26 protein-coding genes and 1 pseudogene are annotated in these 22,643 nt (G+C 40.0%); 18 read left to right on the forward strand and 9 right to left on the reverse strand.

Annotated elements, in window-relative coordinates; translation table 11 throughout:
• Window positions 1-45 precede the first annotated feature (45 nt).
• Complete coding sequence (locus ACXAF2_RS00635) at window positions 46-201, reverse strand: DUF8096 family protein (RefSeq protein ID WP_475136919.1); 156 nt, start codon at window positions 199-201, stop codon at window positions 46-48.
• Window positions 202-624: 423 nt separating this feature from the next.
• On the opposite strand from ACXAF2_RS00635, the gene ACXAF2_RS00640 reads away from it, so the two are divergent.
• Together ACXAF2_RS00640 and ACXAF2_RS00645 are read left to right on the forward strand one after the other, a co-directional pair.
• Window positions 625-1,452, forward strand: a complete 828-nt coding sequence (locus tag ACXAF2_RS00640) for a 3D domain-containing protein (RefSeq protein WP_475136920.1) — start codon at window positions 625-627, stop codon at window positions 1,450-1,452.
• Window positions 1,453-1,797: 345 nt separating this feature from the next.
• The gene (locus ACXAF2_RS00645) at window positions 1,798-2,364 is read left to right on the forward strand and encodes a 3D domain-containing protein (protein ID WP_475136921.1); all 567 of its coding nucleotides are present in this window, start codon (window positions 1,798-1,800) and stop codon (window positions 2,362-2,364) included.
• 47 nt (window positions 2,365-2,411) lie between these two features.
• Here the strand turns inward: ACXAF2_RS00645 and ACXAF2_RS00650 are convergent, their stop codons facing one another.
• Complete coding sequence (locus tag ACXAF2_RS00650) at window positions 2,412-2,543, reverse strand: hypothetical protein (protein ID WP_475136922.1); 132 nt, start codon at window positions 2,541-2,543, stop codon at window positions 2,412-2,414.
• 415 nt (window positions 2,544-2,958) lie between these two features.
• Between ACXAF2_RS00650 and ACXAF2_RS00655 the strand changes: the two genes are divergently transcribed.
• The 4 genes from ACXAF2_RS00655 to ACXAF2_RS00670 all read left to right on the forward strand — a co-directional run bounded on the left by ACXAF2_RS00655 (window position 2,959) and on the right by ACXAF2_RS00670 (window position 8,059).
• Window positions 2,959-4,488, forward strand: coding sequence for a glycine betaine uptake BCCT transporter (locus ACXAF2_RS00655; protein WP_475136923.1), 1,530 nt, complete (start codon window positions 2,959-2,961; stop codon window positions 4,486-4,488).
• Between the two features lie 231 nt (window positions 4,489-4,719).
• Entirely contained in the window at window positions 4,720-4,842 is a 123-nt protein-coding gene (locus tag ACXAF2_RS00660) for a YjcZ family sporulation protein (protein ID WP_172655644.1), read from the forward strand.
• A 178-nt stretch (window positions 4,843-5,020) separates the two neighbouring features.
• Window positions 5,021-5,662, forward strand: a complete 642-nt coding sequence (locus tag ACXAF2_RS00665; protein WP_475136924.1) for a lytic transglycosylase domain-containing protein — start codon at window positions 5,021-5,023, stop codon at window positions 5,660-5,662.
• 171 nt (window positions 5,663-5,833) lie between these two features.
• Window positions 5,834-8,059: a DEAD/DEAH box helicase gene (locus tag ACXAF2_RS00670; protein ID WP_475136925.1), complete on the forward strand. Its 2,226-nt coding sequence runs from the start codon at window positions 5,834-5,836 to the stop codon at window positions 8,057-8,059.
• 64 nt (window positions 8,060-8,123) lie between these two features.
• Here ACXAF2_RS00670 and selD read toward each other — a convergent pair whose 3' ends face one another.
• Window positions 8,124-9,176 (reverse strand): selenide, water dikinase SelD, encoded by a 1,053-nt coding sequence (gene selD, locus ACXAF2_RS00675; RefSeq protein ID WP_475136926.1) that lies wholly within the window; start codon window positions 9,174-9,176, stop codon window positions 8,124-8,126.
• A 330-nt stretch (window positions 9,177-9,506) separates the two neighbouring features.
• Between selD and ACXAF2_RS00680 the strand changes: the two are divergent.
• Window positions 9,507-9,692: pseudogene (locus tag ACXAF2_RS00680) on the forward strand (Rdx family protein); the annotation flags it as partial.
• A gap of 58 nt (window positions 9,693-9,750) precedes the next feature.
• On the opposite strand, the gene ACXAF2_RS00685 reads toward ACXAF2_RS00680, so the two are convergent.
• The gene (locus ACXAF2_RS00685; protein WP_148968978.1) at window positions 9,751-10,143 is read right to left on the reverse strand and encodes an Hsp20/alpha crystallin family protein; all 393 of its coding nucleotides are present in this window, start codon (window positions 10,141-10,143) and stop codon (window positions 9,751-9,753) included.
• Window positions 10,144-10,243: 100 nt separating this feature from the next.
• On the opposite strand from ACXAF2_RS00685, the gene selA reads away from it, so the two are divergent.
• Window positions 10,244-11,647 (forward strand): L-seryl-tRNA(Sec) selenium transferase, encoded by a 1,404-nt coding sequence (gene selA / locus ACXAF2_RS00690; protein ID WP_475136927.1) that lies wholly within the window; start codon window positions 10,244-10,246, stop codon window positions 11,645-11,647.
• Between the two features lie 57 nt (window positions 11,648-11,704).
• Here the strand turns inward: selA and ACXAF2_RS00695 are convergent, their stop codons facing one another.
• Complete coding sequence (locus tag ACXAF2_RS00695; RefSeq protein ID WP_148968976.1) at window positions 11,705-11,842, reverse strand: small acid-soluble spore protein P; 138 nt, start codon at window positions 11,840-11,842, stop codon at window positions 11,705-11,707.
• A 117-nt stretch (window positions 11,843-11,959) separates the two neighbouring features.
• Between ACXAF2_RS00695 and ACXAF2_RS00700 the strand changes: the two genes are divergently transcribed.
• A complete protein-coding gene (locus tag ACXAF2_RS00700) occupies window positions 11,960-12,220 on the forward strand; it encodes a hypothetical protein (RefSeq protein WP_148968975.1) in 261 nt (86 codons plus the stop codon).
• 165 nt (window positions 12,221-12,385) lie between these two features.
• Here the strand turns inward: ACXAF2_RS00700 and sspO are convergent, their stop codons facing one another.
• Window positions 12,386-12,535 carry a small acid-soluble spore protein O gene (gene sspO, locus ACXAF2_RS00705; RefSeq protein WP_475136928.1) on the reverse strand — a complete coding sequence of 50 codons (150 nt, stop codon included), beginning with the start codon at window positions 12,533-12,535 and terminating at the stop codon, window positions 12,386-12,388.
• 326 nt (window positions 12,536-12,861) lie between these two features.
• Between sspO and acnA the strand changes: the two genes are divergently transcribed.
• The 7 genes from acnA (at window position 12,862) to ACXAF2_RS00740 (ending at window position 18,168) form a co-directional block, all read left to right on the forward strand.
• The gene (gene acnA, locus ACXAF2_RS00710) at window positions 12,862-15,573 is read left to right on the forward strand and encodes an aconitate hydratase AcnA (RefSeq protein WP_475136929.1); all 2,712 of its coding nucleotides are present in this window, start codon (window positions 12,862-12,864) and stop codon (window positions 15,571-15,573) included.
• 143 nt (window positions 15,574-15,716) lie between these two features.
• On the forward strand, window positions 15,717-16,304 hold the full coding sequence (locus ACXAF2_RS00715) for a peroxiredoxin family protein (RefSeq protein WP_475136930.1): 588 nt from the start codon (window positions 15,717-15,719) through the stop codon (window positions 16,302-16,304).
• A gap of 204 nt (window positions 16,305-16,508) precedes the next feature.
• On the forward strand, window positions 16,509-16,655 hold the full coding sequence (locus tag ACXAF2_RS00720; RefSeq protein ID WP_113967859.1) for an FbpB family small basic protein: 147 nt from the start codon (window positions 16,509-16,511) through the stop codon (window positions 16,653-16,655).
• Window positions 16,656-16,760: 105 nt separating this feature from the next.
• Window positions 16,761-16,904, forward strand: coding sequence for an acid-soluble spore protein N (locus ACXAF2_RS00725; RefSeq protein WP_044336998.1), 144 nt, complete (start codon window positions 16,761-16,763; stop codon window positions 16,902-16,904).
• Window positions 16,905-16,978: 74 nt separating this feature from the next.
• Window positions 16,979-17,206: a small acid-soluble spore protein Tlp gene (gene tlp / locus ACXAF2_RS00730; protein ID WP_475136931.1), complete on the forward strand. Its 228-nt coding sequence runs from the start codon at window positions 16,979-16,981 to the stop codon at window positions 17,204-17,206.
• Window positions 17,207-17,375: 169 nt separating this feature from the next.
• Window positions 17,376-17,792: an acyl-CoA thioesterase gene (locus ACXAF2_RS00735; RefSeq protein WP_475136932.1), complete on the forward strand. Its 417-nt coding sequence runs from the start codon at window positions 17,376-17,378 to the stop codon at window positions 17,790-17,792.
• Between the two features lie 67 nt (window positions 17,793-17,859).
• Window positions 17,860-18,168, forward strand: coding sequence for a hypothetical protein (locus ACXAF2_RS00740; RefSeq protein ID WP_475136933.1), 309 nt, complete (start codon window positions 17,860-17,862; stop codon window positions 18,166-18,168).
• A 36-nt stretch (window positions 18,169-18,204) separates the two neighbouring features.
• Here ACXAF2_RS00740 and ACXAF2_RS00745 read toward each other — a convergent pair whose 3' ends face one another.
• Complete coding sequence (locus ACXAF2_RS00745) at window positions 18,205-18,495, reverse strand: HesB/YadR/YfhF family protein (RefSeq protein ID WP_148968968.1); 291 nt, start codon at window positions 18,493-18,495, stop codon at window positions 18,205-18,207.
• Window positions 18,496-18,624: 129 nt separating this feature from the next.
• Here ACXAF2_RS00745 and ACXAF2_RS00750 point away from each other — a divergent pair, with 129 nt between their 5' ends.
• On the forward strand, window positions 18,625-18,885 hold the full coding sequence (locus ACXAF2_RS00750; protein ID WP_475136934.1) for a hypothetical protein: 261 nt from the start codon (window positions 18,625-18,627) through the stop codon (window positions 18,883-18,885).
• A 101-nt stretch (window positions 18,886-18,986) separates the two neighbouring features.
• Here ACXAF2_RS00750 and ACXAF2_RS00755 read toward each other — a convergent pair whose 3' ends face one another.
• Window positions 18,987-20,153, reverse strand: a complete 1,167-nt coding sequence (locus ACXAF2_RS00755) for a CapA family protein (protein ID WP_475136935.1) — start codon at window positions 20,151-20,153, stop codon at window positions 18,987-18,989.
• Between the two features lie 282 nt (window positions 20,154-20,435).
• Window positions 20,436-21,017, reverse strand: a complete 582-nt coding sequence (gene plsY / locus ACXAF2_RS00760; protein ID WP_475136936.1) for a glycerol-3-phosphate 1-O-acyltransferase PlsY — start codon at window positions 21,015-21,017, stop codon at window positions 20,436-20,438.
• A gap of 199 nt (window positions 21,018-21,216) precedes the next feature.
• Here plsY and ACXAF2_RS00765 point away from each other — a divergent pair, with 199 nt between their 5' ends.
• The gene (locus ACXAF2_RS00765) at window positions 21,217-22,515 is read left to right on the forward strand and encodes a purine/pyrimidine permease (RefSeq protein ID WP_475136937.1); all 1,299 of its coding nucleotides are present in this window, start codon (window positions 21,217-21,219) and stop codon (window positions 22,513-22,515) included.
• The last annotated feature ends 128 nt before the right edge of the window (window positions 22,516-22,643 follow it).

Here is a 22,643-nt window from a genome sequence, read left to right on the forward strand (position 1 = left end):
AAAAAAAGGGAAACCGATTTCTAATGCCGGTTTCCCTTTTTTCTATTAAACGATTTTCGTTTTACCACACTCTTGACACTTTCGATAAAACTTCCCATCTAATACACGTGATTTGAAAATATTGTTCCCACAGTCGCAGCGACCGCTGTGTTCGTCGGGATCATCTTTATAAAGTACGATATTTTCATCCTGATTTTCCAACCTAGTCAGCCTCCAATTCAACCGATACTTCTTATAGTATAGTCGGAATCATCTGGCTTGTTAAGATTAAACATCCTTCATTTTTAGACAATACCTCCTTTAAATAAATATGTTTGAAGCATTTACGAATTATTCATCTACCAAAAAGACACCTTGATTTCTAATATCTTCGTCAAATAAAATAGAACTCTTTAATTATTTTATCCATTAATACCCTTTATACCTATTATTTTCATTAATCATTACCATAGTATTCCTATACATGATAGTTTATACAGGAAATCGTTTTCTATTACAGTCGTGAAATATTCTTGACGCACGATATTAAAGTTCCTGTTATTGAATTGAGATTTTACTATGTTAGTATTTTCCCTGTTAGCAAAAATAAATAAACCGCTAGCTACATAAGGAGGAATTTTTTCTATGAAACTAAAAAAATCGATTATTTCTGTGGCTGCATTTACTACACTTGCAGTGTCTGGTGGAGCTAGCGCTTCAGCACAAGACATCGAAGTTAATAAAGGTGACACTTTATGGGGAATTGCGCAGGAATACGGTACATCAGTTGATCAACTCATGAAATGGAACAATCTGAATTCACATTTAATCTACCCTGACCAAGAACTCAAGGTATCATCCAAAGAATACTATACAGTGAAAAAAGGTGACACACTCTGGGGAATTTCTTCACAATATGGAGTTTCCGTCGACAGTTTAATTGGCTGGAACGCACTTGAGAGTGACCTGATTGTCCCAGGACAAGAGTTAGTCATCAATTTAGAAGATAAAAAAGTACCTTCAGCTACTGCAAATACTTCTGAGCAAGCAGCAGCTCCTGCTCAAGAAGAAACAGCAGAAGTAGCTCCAGAAGCTGAAGCGCCTGCAGCAGAACCAGCTGAGGCACAACCTGCTCAAGAAGAACCGGCAGCAGAACCAGCTCCACAAGAGGAAGCTGTAAAGGAAATCACTGTAGAAGCAACTGCTTACACAGCAAGTTGTGAAGGATGCTCAGGTACGACAGCTACTGGCGTTAACCTTTTAGAAAACCCTGATGCAAAAGTAATTGCAGTAGACCCGGATGTCATTCCACTGGGATCAAAAGTATATGTTGAAGGATACGGATATGCTACTGCTGAAGATACTGGTGGAGCGATTAAAGGAAATCGAATCGATGTATTCATCCCATCAAAAGATCAAGCAGTTGATTGGGGCAGAAAATCAGTTAACGTAAAAATCCTTGAAAGTAAATAATAGATCGGAACCACTGAGAAGTCATTCTCAGTGGTTTTTTTGCTTTTCAATACATTTCTAATAGCATAACTCTTAAACTAATGATGCAGATGGAATAACTTTCATAATAGTCTCTACATTAACAATTCCCTTTCAATTCATCTACGCTTTTCAACTAACATTTTCCTACAAATGAAAGAGTTAGAAACACTTCCAGCTGAATCGACAGAAAACAATAAATATTACATGCTTGTCATCTAATTGTTATCCGTTTATAAACACTTTGTTATATGTCTGAGGTAAGTCTATGATACTATTTCAACTGTTGGTTTCATAGACCAAACACAAAAGGAGGAATTCTACAAGATGAAAAAAGTATTATTTTCCATATTTTCCTTCACAGTTTTTCTAACAATCGGACTTACTACTGCCTCTGCAGATTCAGATGATACGGCAATGAATGACTATCATAATATAGAACAAGGCGATATTCTTTGGGAGATTGCAAATCGATATCACGTTTCGATAGATGAGGTTGGCACTCGCCAACAACTTTTAGAAGAAGGCTATACTGTGAATAACGTACAAGAAGAACAAGCTGTTAAATCCGCTGATTCGGAAACTTCCGGGGACAATGTTGTAAAAGAGGTTAACGTAACCGCTACGGCGTATACAGCTTATTGTGAAGGCTGTATAGGCATTACAAAGACAGGGGTGGACTTAATCGAGAACCCTGATGCCAGAGTCATTGCCGTCGATCCAAGTGTCATTCCACTGGGATCTAAGGTATATGTAGAAGGATACGGTTATGCCCGTGCAGAAGATACAGGTGGGGCCATTAAAGGAAAACGCATCGACATTTATATGGAAAAAGAAAAAGATGCCCTTAAATATGGTGTACAGGATGTCAAAGTGAAAATCATTGAAGAGTAATGAATTGAAAAGGACGCCGACTTAGGCGTCCTTTTTGTATCAAAAAACTATTTTTCTTGAACTTCGGAACCTTTTCTAGCAGAAGGAGCTACGGAGTTTATCTCAATTTCCTCACCCATTTGTTGCTTAGCTAATTTTTCAGCTGTTTCATGTTGCGATTTGTTTTGTTCATTTTTCATGTCTCGACCTCCTCCCATACATTCTGTTATTAACATTCACCGATACATGAAAATTACTACAAGAACTTTACCCAGAACCCATAGTTAATACTTCATTAGTTTTTATTGGAATGAAAACGTTTAAATAACAGACACTATAAAAAATATAATGGTTATCACTTGCAAAGTTAAACTTATTTCTGATAGGGTAACAAATGTTGGTTTTATGAGAGTGTCGTGAGGGAATAGGTAATAAGTAATTATTCCTCCCCAATCCTCAGAATGCACATATTCCCATCTGCATTAACTGAGACTCTTTCAAGATGAAGATTATTGCCGCTGGTGTACATACTAAGATTAACACCTTCAATCCGGCTGTCGTTACCTTCACACAGAAAAGAGCAAAAAACACATTGAAAATGGAAAGGAGAATTTTATGAAGAGGATATCAAATGTTTTCTGGATTACCGTTGCATTAGTTGCAGCTTCTGTTGCCTATGGTGTCATCGCACCAAAGTCATTCGAAAATGTAACAGCTGATATGCAATCCTTTATTACCTCAACATTCGGTTGGTATTATCTTATTTTAGTAACAGTCATTGTTATTTTCTGCGTATTCTTGATCTTTAGTCCAATGGGAACGATAAGATTAGGAAAGCCAGACGAGAAACCTGAGTACACGAAAGGAACATGGTTCGCCATGTTGTTTAGTGCAGGGATGGGAATCGGTTTAGTATTCTGGGGGGCAGCCGAGCCGCTGTCACACTATTTGACGCCTCCACTTGCTGAAGGTGGAACGAATCAGGCGATCAAAGAATCAATGCGCTATACGTTCTTCCACTGGGGGATACATGCATGGGCAATCTATGCGATTGTCGCTTTGGCACTTGCTTATTATAAATTCCGTAAAGATGAGCCAGGCTTAATCTCAGCAACATTGAAACCGATCTTTGGAGATAAAGTGAACGGTCCACTGGGAACGATCATCGATGTACTGGCTGTATTCGCCACTGTTGTCGGTGTTGCCACTACGCTTGGATTCGGTGCAGCACAAATTAACGGAGGACTTTCATATCTACTGGGAGTTCCAAATAATTTCACCGTTCAATTCATTATCATTGCGGTAGTAACCGTCTTGTTTATGATATCGGCATGGTCTGGATTAAGTAAGGGAATTAAATATCTATCTAATACGAATATGGTACTGGCAATTGGCCTGTTCGTGTTAATGTTCTTTATTGGACCTACATTGCTCATCCTGAATATGTTCACCGATACAATCGGTGCCTATATTCAAAACATCGCTGCCATGAGTTTCCGGATTGCCCCATTAAACGAAGAGCATCGCGGGTGGATTAATGGCTGGACGATTTTCTATTGGGCATGGTGGATTTCCTGGTCTCCTTTTGTCGGAATCTTCATCGCACGTGTATCACGAGGAAGAACCATTCGTGAATTCTTAATCGGTGTACTACTGCTGCCTGCTTTAGTCAGCTTCATTTGGTTCGCTACTTTTGGTACATCTGCCATTGAAATTCAACAAGCAGGAACGGATATCTCAGGGCTAAATACTGAAGAGGTGTTATTTGCTGTATTTAACGGTTTTGAATGGTCAACGATTCTATCGGTCATTGCCATCACATTAATCGGAACCTTCTTCATTACGTCTGCTGACTCGGCTACTTTCGTTCTGGGGATGCAAACAACCTATGGATCATTAACCCCTCCAAACTATGTGAAGTTAACTTGGGGACTTGCTCAGTCTACTGTTGCATTAATCCTGCTCTATAGTGGAGGATTACAGGCATTACAAAATGCATTAATTGTCGCAGCACTGCCTTTCTCGGTCATTATGGCCCTGATGATGCTGTCTCTGTATAAATCACTGAATCAAGAGAAAAAAGAGCTTGGTTTATATATCAAACCAAAGCCAAGAAAAACAAAAGAACCTAAAGAGCACATGTAAAATTGGTTTAGCGCCTGGAATTTTTCCAGGCGCATTTTTTCATATCAAGCACTTCCTATCTAGACATTTTACTCATTTTTCGCCTCACCAAGAAATGCAAAACCCTCTATTCATAGGCAATCTGCTCCAGATGCACTTCACAGTCAAAAAGTGAATGGAGATTTTAATTAACCTACAATTTGTCCACTACATACATTAATATCGTAGTAAGATAACTGGAGGTGACTGATGATGTATGGATATGGATACCCTGGATATGGATATGGCTGCGGTGGTGGCTACGCTGGTGGCTTTGCGTTAATCGTAGTTTTATTCATCCTATTAATTATCGTTGGAGCAGCGTTTGTTTGTTAATAATAAATGAATAATGGTTAGGTGACCTCAAACAACAGTCAATGATTTCTCTACCAATATCCGGTGAAGAAAGAATGACTTCAGGGGGTCATCTTTTTTTACATAATGATTGTCACAGAGTGGTTCTCATATTAAAATACAAGAGGAATCAATACTCTTGTAAAGGATCGAGACATCGATGACAAAAAAATTCGCACAAAAAAAGCGTCCCAGTAAAAATAAACGATCCTCACCATTTAAGATCGTCCTTATACCCATCGTCGTCTTAGCTATTTATTATGCCGTAAATAATGAAGAAACCACTTATCACCTGTCCTCACTTGGTAAAGAAGAGGTACCCCCCGAATATATTCCCATTTATAAAGCAGCTGAAGAGGAATACGGGGTACCATGGTATTTACTGGCTGCCCATCACCGGGTCGAAACAAAATTTTCAACCATGAAAACTCTTGTGTCTCCTGTGGGAGCTGAAGGACACATGCAATTCATGCCATGTACATTTGTCGGCTGGTCACACCCGAGTTGCTCAGGCTTAGGGAAGGGGAATATTCCACAAAACCAAAAAACAGACCCCGAAGTCATTGAAAAGTATGGTGGTTATGGAGTCGATGCAAATGGAGATGGTATAGCCGATCCATTTCAAATTGAAGATGCAGTATTTAGTGCTGCAAACTATTTGGAACGAAATGGAGCAGCTGATGGAAAAATCGAACAAGCTGTATTTGCCTACAATCATAGCGAAAAATATGTAGAAGATGTTATGTACTATGCAGATCGATTTGTAGAAGATGAAGAAGAGGAGTCAGGCGAGGCTATGTAATTTTTATATTTATGGAGAAGAGCCGGAATGTACTATCGGTTCTTTTTTATTTTTTGACCTGGGTTGAAAAAGGAGGGGCATATTCCCAATAACCCAATAATCATATACACTCCCATAATAAATTGTTATGATAAGGTTCTTGAATTTTTACGTATGACAAAGGTGATTCAGATGAAAACGACTGAAATGATAGAAGAGTGGCAAATCGCTCTTGATATGGAAATACTACAACTAAAAAAACAGGAAACATCTGGAGTTATGATAGAGAAAGGCAGATGTATCCGAAAAGAAGAAAATGCCTATATTTATTGGTTCACCCTTAGTTACCCTGGGTCTTTACCAGAAGGAGGGGGCGTAGTTCTTAAAAGAAAACAATCAAGAATCACAGGGGTGGTGATTAGTTCAGAGGATCGGGAGTGCATGATTGAGCTCGATCAATTCATTGGAGACACCATTTCTCATGGACAAATATTGCATGAACCATGGGAGATATTAGAGAAGTTAATAGAAAGATTAGAAGAAGCAAAAGAGCGCCACGTAAAAACAGAGCGTATTCAGCATGTGATGAATCCAATGAAAGAAACAAGGCATCCGAAGACTACGTTTAAAAACCCTTTACACGAAGCATATGTGCGCAGTAAGTATAATTTTGTCACTTATCTATGGGGACCACCTGGAACAGGAAAAACCTATACACTTGCCAGAGTAGCTGCTTATCATTATTCAGAAGGAAAAAAAGTGCTGCTTCTTTCCCATAGTAACGCTGCAGTTGATGTCTTAATAGAAGAAATGCATCACTTTCTCAGCAGTCATGATCGGTGGAAGAGAGGAGAAGTCCTCCGCTATGGTGCCAATCGGAAAGGGTATAGGGAAGAAGTTACAGATTTAAGTGTCCTTCAATTATTGGAACACCTTGACCCCAGCCTTGCAGAGGAAAAAGGAAAGGTCGAAACCTACCGGAGAAGGTTAAAAAATAAACTGGCTAAAACGTACTCAAGTTATGATTCAGAAAGGTTGTCTCAACTTGAGGTCCATTATCAAAAAATCAAAGAAAAGTTTAAAAGAAGAGAAGGTGAACTTGTTACAGAGGCAAGGGTCATCGGTACGACTTTATCTAAAGCTGCGATTGATGGCATTCTTTATGAAGAAGAGTTTGACCTTGTAATCGTGGATGAGGCGAGTATGGCCTATATACCTCAGATAGCATTTGCTGCATCCCTTGGTAAAAAGATCATTATTTGCGGGGATTTTAAACAGCTCCCGCCTATTTCTACTTCCTTTCATCCGATGGTAACCAAGTGGCTGAAAGAAGACATCTTCCATTCGGCTCAGGTGGCAAATGCCGTTGATAAGGGCAAGGACCACCCTCAGTTATTATTACTTCCAGAACAGCGGCGGATGCATCCAAGCATTTCGGCATTTACCAATCACTATATCTACCATTCGAAGGTAGGCGATCACCATTCGGCAGAATTGATGAGAGCGGGGATTACGAATAAAATGCCTTTTCCTTCACATGGAGCGGTATTATTTTCACTCCATGAAGGTACGGAATGGGCAGAGACTCAAAAAGGCTCACGTTGGAATGTCCTATCGAGTTTAGTGACGATCCACCTTACTCTGGAAGCGATCGAGGATGGTATGCAATCTATCGGGATCGTGACTCCCTACCGTGTTCAGGCGAAATGGTATAACCTTTTATTGGACGAATTGGTAAAGACCACACATTCTCAATTGAATTTATATGCCGCTACGGTTCATGGCTTTCAAGGTTCGGAAAATGACATGATCCTTTTTGATCTCGTTGATGGAGCTTCCCATGGGAAACCGGGGGCACTCCTTACTCGGAAAGGAAGCGATAGGCTATTGAATGTAGCGATTACGCGAGCGAGGGGGAAGTTCGTTCTTATTGGGAACGATCGATTTATTCAGGAGAAGACCCATTCCTCCCAACCCATTCATCAATTCATACGACACCTTCAACAGGAAGGGCATAAGGGAACAAGTTCCTCACTCAGACCTTCCTCGACTAAGAAAATGAAGTGGATCGATGTGAGTGATCAGAATAAACTGGTGAAAGATTTTAAGGCAGCTAAACAACAAATCGTAGTGAACGTGGAACGTGTGACAGATATCCCTCAAGAGTTATTGAGCATATTACGCACAGTATCCAGTGAGAAAAACGTCATTATCCAATGTAAAGACGGCAGTGCTTCGCAATCTGGAAACAGCTTCAAAATTAAAAAAGGAATAACGGGTATTCCATTCATCGCCTTAGATGAAAAAGTCATCTGGTTCAATTCTTTTGCCAATGAAAGAAACCGATTTCCTTATCATGTGAGGATTTTATCGAAGAGAATCACAGGTCAATTCCTCAAAATGACTGAAGAAAAATAAGCGGTGGTCCTTTTGAAAGTTAGTAGCTTGAAATCTACTTCTCTCAAAAGGAGTCGCCGCTTAATTATTTTCCAACTAGTATACTCCATTTTTGCTTCGTTAGAACCCGACCAATTATTCTAGCTGATATCGAGTGAAGTCCTAACACCTCTATATACTTTTCCGCTTCATCCTCAGACAAACTTACTAATAATCCTCCTGAAGTAATCGCATCACATACAATCCATTGATCTTCCTTAGTGATACTCGGATCATAGTGCACTTTTTCTTCAAGCCATTGGTGATTCGCTTTCGACCCACCAGGAATCACTCCTTTGGCTGCTAATTCCTTCGTCCCTTCTAATAAGGGAATGGAAGAGTATGAGAACTTTATGGATACATCACTGCCTTTAGCCATTTCAAAAGCATGACCCATTAAGCCAAAGCCTGTTACATCTGTCACTGCATGCGGGTGAAAGTCTTGTAAAACTTCTGCTGCAGATTTATTTAACATACTCATGACTTCGACCACATTTTTTTCTTGATCTGCCGACACCATCTTACGCTTAATGCCTGTCGTTAATATTCCTACACCCAGTGGTTTTGTAAGAACCAAAACGTCTCCTTCTTTGGCACCGTTGTTCGTCCAATATTTTTTCGGGTGAACGATTCCAGTAACACTTAAACCAAATTTTGGCTCTTGATCGTCAATGGAATGGCCACCGACCGTCACAGCACCAGCTTCGATTACTTTATTTTGTGCACCGGACAGAATTTCGGTCAATATTTCACTTCCAAGCTTTTTAATTGGAAACCCTACAATGTTTAAAACCGTTTTCGGCGTTCCACCCATAGCATAGACGTCACTTAGTGCGTTTGCCGCTGCTATTTGACCAAACTGGTAAGGGTCATCCACAATCGGGGTAAAATAATCTACGGTTTGTACCATAGCGAGATCTTCTGTCAGTTGATAAATACCACCATCGTCAGATGTTTCACTTCCTACTAACAATGCTTCATTAAATGGTTGAGGGGGTAGTTGACGCAACACTTGCGTCAAGTCACTAGGACTAAGTTTGCAGCCTCAGCCAGCTTTTGAAGAAAGTTCTGTTAAACGGATAATTTCTTCCCTGCTCATTCACTTCACCCCTTTATGGTTGAATATTCTAATTGTACAGGATAAAAATAGAATCGGGCAAAGGAGAAGTAATGGAGGGGTAAAAATCAGGCGGGGGAAGGAGGATTTTCATTTGAAGTCTTCCTAAATCAGTATATGCACCTCAAAGACAGGATTTTCATTTAATGAAAAGATCAAAACAGTCCTGCATATAGAAAAAAGGTAAGTATTTGGAGAAAAATAGAAGCTATGATATTATGCAGACAAGAAAATATATAATTAAAGGAGGAAAATAAGATGAAAAAGGTCTCGATTACTATTGAATTTTGCATGATGTGAAACTATGCACCTAAAGCCGCGAGTTTCGCGGAACAACTGTTTACCCATTTTCGTTCAGATATTGAAGAACTAAAGTTAAAACCGTCCTCTGGTGGCGCTTTTGAAATTTCAGTAAGAGGAGAAAAGGTTTATTCTAAATTAGATACAGGAGTGTTTCCTGACATAGACCTCATCATTTCTTACATTGAATCCCTATAAACATGGTTAAAGGTCTGAGTTTTCACTTCAGACCTTTTCATCTATTTAGAGAGGCTGGTTACTCATTCGATAACCCCTGAACTCTGATCACGAAGGAAGTGGGGGTGGGACATTCCTTTTTGGGGACATTGATTTCGATGGTATGATGCTCGATTGAGTAGGTGATTGCTCGTTGCTTTAAACAAAAGGGAAAGCGAATGGTTCGATTCCTCACCTTGATTTCGTCCTTCATCAGTATCGATACGATCAATTGAGTGTTATTTTTCTTAATGATTAATTCCTCTGGATGAATATTTTCTGTTTCGATTTCTACGATGAACGCTTCCGTTGTATCCAGAAAGTCGACTCTAAATTCTTGTTCATCCAATTGAACCGTAGCAGGATCCAATAGCCAATCCTTCATATTCTCCTCCCAGTTCTCTAAATAAAAATCCTCCCTTTCCTTGCTCATTTACACCTGACCCCCAACTTATTCTTTTACACATTGTATTCGTTCTAATTTAAATGGTGAGGGTGTTATAATCAGTATAAAGAATAAAGGAGGGTTTTTAGTGAAACAACTCGTAAGACACATTCCACCCATCCACCAACTACAACAATCCAATCAATTCCATACTCTCCTCAATAAGCATCACCTCACAAAAGAAAGAGGGACGGACCTACTAAAAAAGGTGATTACAGATTGTCGGAATTCTCTGCTCAATGGACAATGGCATGGACCTCATCCATCTACTGAAGACTTTGTAAAAGAAGTGTTTGCACAATCAGATGCCTTGATGCAAGAATCGCATTCTCTTTCTCTCCGTAAAGTTATTAATGCCACCGGTACCATATTGCATACGAATTTAGGACGGGCCAGATTGGGACTAGATGCCATTGAACATGTACAAATGACTGCAGGTCACTACAGTAATTTAGAATACGATATTGAAGGGGGAATTAGAGGTTCGAGGCATACCCATGCTGAAAAGTTCATCTGTGAGTTAACCGGAGCGGAAGCAGCCATGGTTGTGAACAATAATGCAGCAGCTGTTTACCTTATTCTCACAGCCCTTACAAAACATAAAAAGGTGATTGTCTCTAGAGGGGAGCTCGTGGAAATCGGAGGATCATTTCGGATTTCTTCCATCATGGAAGAAAGTGGCGCTCTTCTCTCTGAGGTTGGAACGACAAACAAAACACACTTAAGGGATTATGAAGAAGCATTATGTGAAGAAACAGCCATGATCATGAAAGTCCATCAAAGTAATTTTGTGATAAAAGGATTTACATCATCCGTTTCCACTGATGAACTTGTTCAGTTAACCCATCGACATCCCCATATCCTATATTATGAAGATTTAGGCAGTGGTGCTCTATACGACTTTGCACAACTGGGTATCGGTAATGAACCTGTGGTAAAGACTGTCATTGAAAAAGGGAGCGACCTGGTTTCTTTTAGTGGGGATAAATTACTAGGAGGGCCCCAAGCTGGTATCATTGCAGGAAAAAAACAATGGATTGATCAGCTTAAAAAGCATCAGCTGGCCCGGGTACTGCGTGTAGACAAAATGACTCTGGCAGCTTTAGAGATGACACTTATGCATTACATCAAAGGGGAGGAGCAGGATAAAAATCCCACCATTGCATCCATTATCCGCAAAAAAGAAGAAATACTTCAGCAATCTACACATTTTGTAGAAGAAGGAAATTCCATGAAATCGAATTTCTTATATAAAATAATTGAAGGTAAAAGTCAGATTGGTGGAGGGACGATGCCTGAAGTTGAATTAGACACTTATCTCGTCTCAGTTACTCATGACAAATTGTCTGCCCAGGAACTTCATGAGAACCTCAGAAAGGGGAACCCTTCAATCTTAACAAGAATTCAAGAAGAAACCGTTCTCTTTGATCTACGGACTGTTTCATCTCTTGAACAAATGGACATTATCCATGTATTAAAGAATTTGCATTAGACGGCAAAAGGAGTGCGGATTGTTTTATCACAACTCCTGCACTCCTTTATTTATTGATTACATATCGTGATGGCTATGTTGCTTTTGTCGAGTATGGTTACGATTCTTCACTTTATGTGATCCACTTAAAGGCTCCTGTTGCCCAGACTGCTTGGGAGCATTTTTGCGCATATCTTTGCTATCATTTTTGTTCATAAAGCATCCCTCCTGTTATTAGAATGCTTTGCTCTGCAACAGTTTATTCATGGGTATACTTTTCAACTGATCTGACCATACTAAAAAAGCTAATTTCAGAATAAGGAGAGATAATCCATGCCTTACCATAAAGACAAACAACAAGCGTACCAAGCTGCAGAGCAAAGCGTTACTGAAATACAGAATACAATCAATGAACTTGTATTAGATGGAGCAAGTTACGGTTCACAACTGGCTCACCTAAAGAATGAGGTAAACGAAGCGTATCAACAAATTGAAAATGCACTTGAAGTGGCATCTGAGACACAAAGAGCACAGCTCCAACAATTCAAATCAGACTTGTCTTCAATCGTCAATGAAGTAAATGGGCAATCGTAAAAAAAAGAATATAAAACCCGCTCTGCTAAACATTCGCAAGAGCGGGTTTTATTTTTGGACAAACAGGGTAGGGGAAAAGAGATGGAGATATATACATAAATGACGGTGATTAAATCAATCCGGATTCATCATGAGTCTCCTTTGTTCAATCACCGATCATTAGAATTACTGATTGGTTTTGCGTTTTTTATTAAACTGACGTTGAGCCTCAGTTAATGGTTCATTTGAGTATTCTTCATTGTAACCGGCACCTTTTCCTTGTGCCTTCGCTGCATTCATCCCGTTTATGATATGGTTTGCTTTACGTTTAGCCATTGTTGAACACCTCCATAAGGATAGAATGCCACCACAAGCAATCCGTTATAAGAGGGAAAGGCTAGCAGATTTATTTTTTCACGATAATAATTTTATGCAACTGACACGTTTTGACATGGGTTAAAATGTTGATTTACCAATATTTTTCTTGAAACCAAAAGGAGTTTATTATTTTAGATAAGAAAAACTTATCAAAAACAATAACTTTATTGTTATTTACTTATGTAATCGCTTGTATTAAGATGTAAATGTGAGAAAAGTTCGTTAGTTTTAGAACGAAAACTTTTCGACTTATTGTGTGATGTAGTTAAGAGGGGGAATTCGAAATGGCAAAGAACGATGTATTTAATGCACGATCTTCTTTCGAACTAGAAGGAAAACGTTATCACTACTATCGTTTAAAAGCGCTTGAAGAAGCAGGAGTAACAAAAATTAATCGTTTACCTTACAGTGTAAAGGTATTGCTCGAGTCTGTACTTCGTCAGTTTGACGGACGCGTGATCAACAAAGACCACGTTGAAAATTTAGCAAACTGGGGCTCAACTGAAGTGAAAGATGCGGAAGTTCCATTCAAACCTTCCCGTGTCATCCTTCAAGATTTTACTGGAGTACCAGCAGTAGTTGACTTGGCGTCTTTACGTAAAGCAATGGCTGATATTGGTGGAGATCCACAAAAGATCAATCCTGAAATTCCAGTAGACCTTGTAATTGACCACTCCGTACAAGTAGATAAATATGGTACAGTCGGTGCTTTACAAGCGAATATGGATCTTGAATTCGAACGAAACGCTGAGCGTTATCAGTTCCTTAGCTGGGCTCAAAAAGCATTTGAAAACTATCGTGCTGTACCGCCGGCAACGGGGATCGTACACCAGGTTAATCTAGAGTATCTAGCGAATGTCGTTCACGCTGTTGAAACAACAGATGGCGATTTTGAAGCGTATCCGGATACGCTGGTCGGTACTGACTCTCATACCACTATGATCAACGGTATCGGCGTGTTAGGTTGGGGTGTAGGTGGAATCGAAGCAGAAGCAGGAATGCTTGGTCAACCTTCATACTTCCCAATCCCGGAAGTTATCGGGGTAAAATTGACAGGTGAACTACCTAATGGAGCAACAGCTACTGACTTAGCTCTTAAAGTTACACAAGTATTGCGTCAAAAAGGTGTAGTAGGGAAATTTGTTGAATACTTCGGAACAGGAGTAGCAACATTACCACTTGCCGACCGTGCAACAATTGCCAATATGGCTCCTGAATACGGTGCAACATGTGGTTTCTTCCCAGTTGATTCAGAGTCATTAGACTACCTTCGTTTAACTGGCCGTGACGAAGACCACATCAAGATGGTTGAGGAATATTTAAAGAAAAATGATATGTTCTTCACTCCTGAAAAGGAAGAACCAACCTATACAGATGTAGTAGAAATTGACCTTTCTGCAGTGGAACCTAACCTTTCCGGACCTAAACGTCCACAGGATTTGATTCCGCTATCTGATATGAAAGAATCTTTCAATAAGTCAATTACAGCTAAAGAAGGCGTTCAAGGCTTCGGTTTAGATGCGTCTGAAATTAATAAAACCGCAAAGTACTCAACGGAAGATGGTAAAGATGTTGTTATGCCTACCGGAGCGATTGGTATCGCTGCCATTACATCTTGTACAAATACATCTAACCCATATGTTATGCTGGGTGCAGGCTTAGTAGCGAAAAAAGCAGTAGAGCTTGGAATGAACGTTCCTGATTACGTAAAAACTTCTCTCGCTCCAGGGTCAAAAGTTGTAACTGGTTACCTTAGAGATTCAGGTTTACTATCTTACCTTGAAGATATCGGCTTCAACCTTGTAGGGTATGGTTGTACAACTTGTATCGGTAACTCTGGTCCATTACGTCCAGAGATTGAGAAAGCTGTATCAGAGGCGGATTTACTCTTAACTTCAGTACTTTCAGGAAATCGTAATTTCGAAGGTCGTATACACCCATTAGTAAAAGCAAACTATCTTGCTTCACCACCACTGGTTGTTGCTTATGCATTAGCTGGTACAGTGGACATTGATCTTCAAAAAGATTCTCTGGGTAAAGATAAAGACGGAAATGATGTATTCTTCAGAGACATCTGGCCTTCTCAAGATGAAGTCAAGGATGCTGTGAAATCTACTGTTACTCCTGAATTATTCCGTAGAGAATACGAGCATGTTTTCTCTGAAAACGAGCGTTGGAACGAAATCAAAACAAGTAATGAACCACTTTATAGCTTCGATGATCAATCGACATATATCCAAAATCCATCTTTCTTCACTGGATTAGCAACTACTCCAGAAGATATCCAAGGATTAAATGGACTGCGTGTTGTTGGTAAATTTGGTGACTCAGTAACAACTGACCACATTTCTCCTGCAGGCGCGATCGGTAAGGATACGCCAGCTGGTAAATACCTGCGTGCTAACAATGTTGAACCACGTGATTTCAATTCATACGGTTCTCGTCGTGGTAACCATGAAGTGATGATGCGCGGTACGTTTGCAAACATCCGTATTCGTAACCAAATTGCTCCAGGAACAGAAGGTGGTTTCACAACCTACTGGCCTGACAATGAAGTTATGGCAATGTACGATGCTTGTATGAAATATCAACAAGATGGTACTGGATTAGTGGTTCTTGCAGGAAAAGATTACGGTATGGGATCTTCCCGTGACTGGGCAGCAAAAGGTACAAACCTTCTTGGTATCAAAACGGTTATCGCTGAAAGCTATGAGCGTATTCACCGTTCGAACCTTGTCATGATGGGAGTGCTTCCACTTCAATTCAAAAAGGGTGACAGCGCTGAATCTCTAGGTTTAACAGGTAGAGAAACGATTTCTGTCAATGTGACAAACGATGTTAAACCTCGTGATATCTTAACGGTTACAGCTGTAGCTGAAGATGGAACAAAAACAGAGTTCGAAGTTCTGGCTCGATTTGATTCAGATGTAGAAGTAGACTACTACCGTCATGGTGGAATTCTACAAATGGTTCTACGTAATAAATTACAGGCATAGTGCATGACGTAAGCCCCGGGTCTTCCCGGGGCTTTTTTTTGCTTCAACAATTATGGCTAGAGGTCACTTGAAATTCCATGACTAAATAGAGACAAGCTCTCATAAGATGATAGTAATATCATTCCTATGAGAGGAGCACTCCTTTGAAATCTATCTTTGGAATATTGCTTGTAGCTTTATTAGTCTTCACATTTTATATGGAAAATAAGTCAGAGCACACTTCCTTTTCTGAAAGCACGTTTGGGCAAGCAGCTGAATATGATCAATTAATCGATATAGAAGAAGGAGAGGTGTCGGAAACTACGCCTGTAGAGCACTATCCTGGACCGAATGTCGGGGACAAGGCCATCGACTTTAAATTGGATACCCTTTCCGGGCAATCAATCACTTTATCTGAATTAAAGGGAAAGAAAGTGGTTCTCAATTTCTGGGCTACATGGTGTCCACCATGTAAAGAAGAAATGCCGATCTTGCAGGACTTCTATACGAAATACGGGAAGGACGTTGAAATCCTGGCAATCAATATCGACCCCCAATACAACGTAAAAGAATACCAAAAAGCAATGGGGCTCACATTCCCGATCCTATTAGACAAAGACGACAAAATCAACAACGCATATGACATCCTAACAGTCCCAACCACATTTATCATCAATGAACAAGGAATCATCACCCACAAACAAATCGGCGCCATCACCAGCCTTGAATCCTTCACCGCGCTAATTAAGTGAGGGACGGACCTTCAAACTGCTTTAATTATGAAATATCGTTAACGGGGGACGGACCTCTAAACTTCAGATTTTTCGAAATTCAATTCTCCAAATCCCACAATCCGTTCAGAAAAACCGGCTCTACTATTGTGACCTTTGTTTAAAATATCTGACATTTGGATATACTACTTATAACAAACCACAATTGAGAGTGAGGGGATTGGATTGCGCAGACCGAGAAAAAAATCATTTGCGGATCTTGTGAAAGAAAACAAAAAGCAGCTTCTTCTAGATCAGGATGCCATTGATGCCATTGAAGAACGAATCGATGCCAGACTGGAAATAAAGCGCCCTATAGGCAAAGCCGAGTAAGGAATTACGAGGCTTATTTTTTTTGCACCAAAAATAATACTGCCAATTATTACGCCTATTCTTCCTTATCATTTTGGTAATCATACTAGTAAGGAGGGGAAGTTAATGAGTAATTCAAAGGGAAGTCCGAATCATTTTGCACCAAACCATATTGGTACTCAATCAAGAGCAGCAGGCGGAAACAAAGGAAAACAAATGCAAGATAAGTCAGGTAAGCATGCGCAAGTCATCCAAACAAAGGGTGAATAACGCTTGTGACAAAAAATGTAAAGGGACCGGTCTTAAGGTCCGTCCCTCAATACAAATAGCAGGAGGAATGAAGGATGGCATGGGATAAACCGAATCCGGATGATCGTAGTGATAATGTAGAGAAGCTTCAAGGCATGGTTCAGCATACGATTGAGAATATGGAGAAGGCTGAGGAGTCGATGGCTTTCACAGACAGTGAAGAGCAACTTCAGTCTATTAAAGCGAAGAATGAGCGTCGCAGAGAAAGCCTGGAAGCTTTCCGTAATGAAATCAAAGACGAAGCTCATCAAACAGAGCAATAACATCTGGATCCCGAACGGAGTAGGCTCTTAAGAGAACCTGGCTGTTCGGGTTCTTTCATCAATAAAAGGTTAGCAGGTACCACTCACTCCTAAGCCTATTTATTCAATGCCTTCTCCAATCTATGTTAAAATGAGGAAGGAAACTGATTAGATGAAGAGGGTGTAGAGGATGCATATTGCTGAAAAAACCATAGAGGTACGATACGCAGAAACCGATCAAATGGGTGTTGTGTATCATGCGAATTATCTTGTATGGATGGAATTAGGAAGAACGCAGCTTATAGAAGATCTCGGCTTTAAGTACGCTGATATTGAAAAAGAAGGAATTCTATCTCCCGTTATAGATCTCAATGTCAGCTATAAATCACCGGTCCGTTACGGTGAAAAAGCGTTTATCAAAACGTGGGTTGAAGAATATGATGGGCTCCGCATTACATATGCTTATGAAATCTATAATGGTCAAAACCAGCTTGCCATCACCGGACAATCGAAGCATGTTTGCGTTAAACAGGAAAACTTCCGTCCGATTTCCATCCGGAAAATGTTCCCTCATTGGCATGAAGCATACGAGAAGGCGAAGAAGTAATGTCTACATAATCGAGAGGTCCCTTGAAAAATATTTTACAGAGGCAAGACGGAGAGGAAGATCATGAATGGCGTTCGGCTTAACCAAACATGAATTACACGCATGGAAGAAGCGTGTGAAGCGGGGAGAGATTGCATTTCTCACTCATTATTGGCTAGATGACCGATTTCCCCATGCACGTTCAGTCACGAAAGTGGGCTGCTGTGATCTCGATGCATTAACTCAGTGGGGAGATAAGTACGGGTTGAAAAAAGAATGGATTCATGTGAGGGAAGACGGCTTTCCACATTTTGATCTACTAGGAGATATTCAATATGACATTCTTCTTAAAGAGGGGCTCCACGACCATATCTCACGCTTCCTAAACCGAACATAAAAAGGCTGGCGAATGCCAGCCTTTTTCCATGCAAACTTACTTTTTGTACTCATATGAAGGTTCTTGAAGCTTATCGTCAAACTCGACGTATAAATCATGACCATCAAAAAACCATAAATCTCTCTCTTCAATAAAAAATTCCCTGTTCTCGATTTCAATTCGTTCACCGAGATCAACCGGTTCGTCTTTGTTCACTCCTAGTGAAAAACTATCATGCAGAGGACTGGAACCTCCATAGCGTACATAAAAACGAACTTGATCGCCTTCTTCTACAAGCATTTCGTTTTTAAACCACGTCAGGGCTTCTTTTGAAATATGTATCTTCATCGATGAGACTCCTTTCTCTACAAGTATTCCCCCAGAGTGTTTCATGTTTCTTTACAAAGAAGGTTTCATTTCATATTATATACATAGAAAAGAAGGAACATCTACTAATACGCATAAAGGATGAGATGGATGAATACACAAGCATTATTATACTACATAGGTGCATTTATATTTGCCGGATTAAGTGTATTGACGTTCCTGCAATTACACGAGGCGAAATATCAGATTGAAGCCGGCACCTTTATTATCATTGCTGCTCTCATTTATTATGGGATGGTCACTCTATTCTTTAAGGGCAGCCGCAAAACTTTCTTGATGGCCAACGCCTTATTGGCTGTATTAGCCCTTGGAGGCATATTCTTTAATTCATTTCTATTCGGTGGACATTAACAAACGAGCTTCCCGTAGAGGAGGCTCGTTTGTTTATACCTTAGAATATGAAAGTGTTACCACATGGCCAGATGACTTTAGAAATTTCATCTGGCCATTATTTATTCAGGCAGGCCATTCACCATATGCGAGACCATTTCTTCTTCTGAATAACCAATCAACCCATTTTTCTTAGCAAACTCAAGAGGGTAGATTCGGTAGTTATTGTAATGATTTTCCGAAACAAAGGTTGGCTGAAATTCAATGGAAGGGTACGAAATCTTGGAACTTCCCGGCTTCATCGTTTTTTCTACTTGAACCGTAACCATTCCTCCAATATCTTTGAAATCATCTTTTTGTCCTGAAAGAAAATTCCCTAATGAATAGATGACTACAGCATCCCTGCCATCACTCGTTTTGTATGTTTGGATTGGCTGCAGAACGTGTGGATGATGTCCAAAGATGATATCAACACCATTTTCCGTTAACACACTTGCCAGTCTTTCCTGTTCCTTAGTAGGGAAGCGTTGATATTCATTTCCCCAATGCAAACTCAATACGACTAAATCAACGTTCATACTTTTGGCTTTCTTGACTTCTTGTATCATGTTTTGCTCATCGATTAGATTGACTAAGTAGTCTTTCCCCTTTGGCACAGGGATTCCATTTGTTCCATATGTGTATGAAAGCAGGGCAAAATTGATTCCATTTACATTGAAGGTACGAATTCGCTCCTTGTCTTCCTTACTTTTAAATGCACCCACATAGGGCATGGATATCTTCTCATAATAGTCGATTGCACTTAGAAGACCTTTTTCGCCTTGATCCAATGAATGATTATTGGCAGTTGTGACAGCATCCACCCCGACGTCCTGTAATGATTTCACTATTTCTTTCGGACTATTGAAGAGTGGGTAACTGGAAACGCCAAGTTCTACACCAGCGGGGGTTGATTCCTGATTGGCAATTAGAAAATCAGGGGCAGCCAGCATGTCCTTGATGGGTGCAAACATAGGGGTGAAGTTATACCCGTTTTCATCTTTTGCATCATTATATACTGTATCATGGAGAAGAATATCTCCGATGGCGGCAAGTGTTGCATTTGACTTTATCGATTTCCCTGAAGCTTGAACTTCTTTCGGCGTATGGAGCAAAGAGGAGAGGTTCTTATTCTGTTCTCCTTCAGCAGAGGTGTTCCAGTCTGTGTATTGCTTATTTACAAGAAACCCGATCATTAAAAGTAAAGGAACACAAAGGAATACTCCTGTCGTTATTCGCTTTTTATTCATATTCATCATCCTTTATCTATACATTACCTCTATTTTACAAAATAACAGGGGAAAGTGGGACATATTTATGAAAATATTGAGGATTATTCTCATGTTTATGTGAATCTTGAGGTATTTCGTTTAATCATGATCTTATTTGTCTTTTTATATCCATCATCTTTCTCAAAGGAATGGAAGGGTATACCTATTTGACTTATCTAATACCATAAAAAAAGCCACCTCTACAGCCAGAAACTCTCCAATGGAATAAGGGAGAGCCTGTCGCTTAGGTCGCTTTTTTTACTACAGCCATTTGATTTTAGGTTCCGTTTTGTTTTTGATTCGGACAATATTCGCACGATGTCTGTAAACAACGAAAATGGTCAGGATTCCTACGACAATAATGAGTGGAATATCTCCTGTAAAAATCGAGTACGTAAAGGCAAGTACCGCTGCTATCATAGAAGAGAGTGATACATACTTGGTTGCGTACAAGCAAATAAAGAAGACTGCCAGTAAAATTAAAAATAAGATGTAATTATAGCCTAGAAGAACACCCGCAGAGGTTGCTACCGCCTTTCCTCCTCTAAAGTTTGCAAATACGGGATACATATGACCAATCACAGCAAATACCCCAGCCAATAACATATGTACATCACTTTCAAATAACAATGGTAAGAGTGTTGCTGCCGTTCCTTTTAAAATATCCATGATTGTGACAATCATCCCGGCCTTCACACCCAAGGTTCTGAACGTATTGGTTCCGCCAAGGTTTCCACTCCCGTGCTCACGGATGTCTTTTCCGTAGAATGTCTTCCCAATCAGTAACCCTGAAGGGATGGAGCCTAATAAATAAGCAAATACAAGAATAAGGGCAAAAATCATCATCACTGCTCCTTTTAAAATAACTAATCCGTTCTTATTTTACCATGTTTTCCATAGGATGGGGAGAAAATAAGCGAAAAAATTAGTACCTGTTCATAAAAGTAGATAATATCTTTTATTCCACTTAAAACTGATTCACAAAGAGAGAAGTATGTTAAAATAAACACACTTTACATAGTTGAAATGAAGGTGTACATATATGCAATTAATTTTATCGGCCTTTCAATGGGTGGCCTTTATGGTAGCAGGCTCAATCGCCGCTCCCATTGCCATAGCTGACCTGTTTCAATTGTCTCCAGCAGATACTGCAGGGTTTATTCAGCGGACCATCTTTGTGTTAGGAGCCGCCAGTCTTATCCAAGCATTGGTTGGTCATAAACTTCCCATTAATGAAGGACCGGCTGGACTATGGTGGGGGGTTTTCGCCATCTATGCAGGTTTTTCAGGAACCCTGTACAGCAGTCACGAAGAAGTGCTGACCGTCTTACAAGGTGGGATGATTGTTAGCGGTATGATTTTCTTTATTCTGTCTGCAACAGGACTACTAAAGAAATTATCATCTTTATTTACACCAGCGATTACATTTATTTACTTAATGCTGTTGATTCTCCAATTAAGCGGATCTTTTATCAAAGGGATGTTCGGGATACAGCATGAGGGACAATCTCTTCAGCCATTTGTCTTAGTAGGAAGTATCATAACCATCCTTTTAGCCTTATACTTTTCAGGTCATAAACGAAAGTGGATCCAACAGTACTCCATTATTCTTGCCCTCATCTCGGGCTGGCTAGTCTTTATTCTCATGGGACTGGGTGAAAGTGTGACTGTTTCTGACAGCTGGTTTTCATTACCGGATACGTTCGTCTTTGGAGCACCTGTATTCGATACCGGTGTCATTGTGACATCCATTTTCATTACATTCTTGTTAACGACCAATATGATTGCTTCCATTCGAGTAATGGAAGAAGTGATGAAGGCAAAGGGGCAGCCCACATATGAAAGGTTTACGAAGAGCGGCTTTGCTTCGGGATTGAATCAGCTGTTCGGTGGAATATTCTCAGCGATTGGATCTGTACCCATTTCCGGGTCTGCCGGGTTTGTTGCCGCTACAGGGATGTACTCGATTATTCCCTTTATCCTTGGGAGTGCGATCATTATGATCATCAGTCTGATTCCCAAAGTAATGAACCTATTCGCAAGTCTTCCAGCTCCGGTAGGCTATGCTGTTACTACGGTCATCTTCATCAAAATGGTCGGCCTTGCTCTCGGAGAGTACAGAAAAGAACAAAACGTCGAAAGAATCCATTTTGTCGCCGGCATCTCTCTCATTGTAGGGGTAGGAGCCATGTTTGTACCCCCATCCGCTTTTAAAGACATGCCTGTAGTGGTTGCCTCCATCTTGAACAATGGATTGATACTCGGAACCATTACAGGAATCATCGTAGAACAATATATCCTGTTAAAGAACAAACATCACACTGAAGCCAGTAAACAATAGTTTGCTGGCTTTTTCTTGTCTTGTACATCAAGAAGTATCTAGTATGAGGAATCCACATTATTCATAAACTAAAGCCACAAAGGCAATTTCTTGGACAACATGTTTACCTTTTGTATAATGAGGGTATC

The sequence above is a fragment of the Rossellomorea sp. ABR4_004 genome (assembly GCF_056159585.1).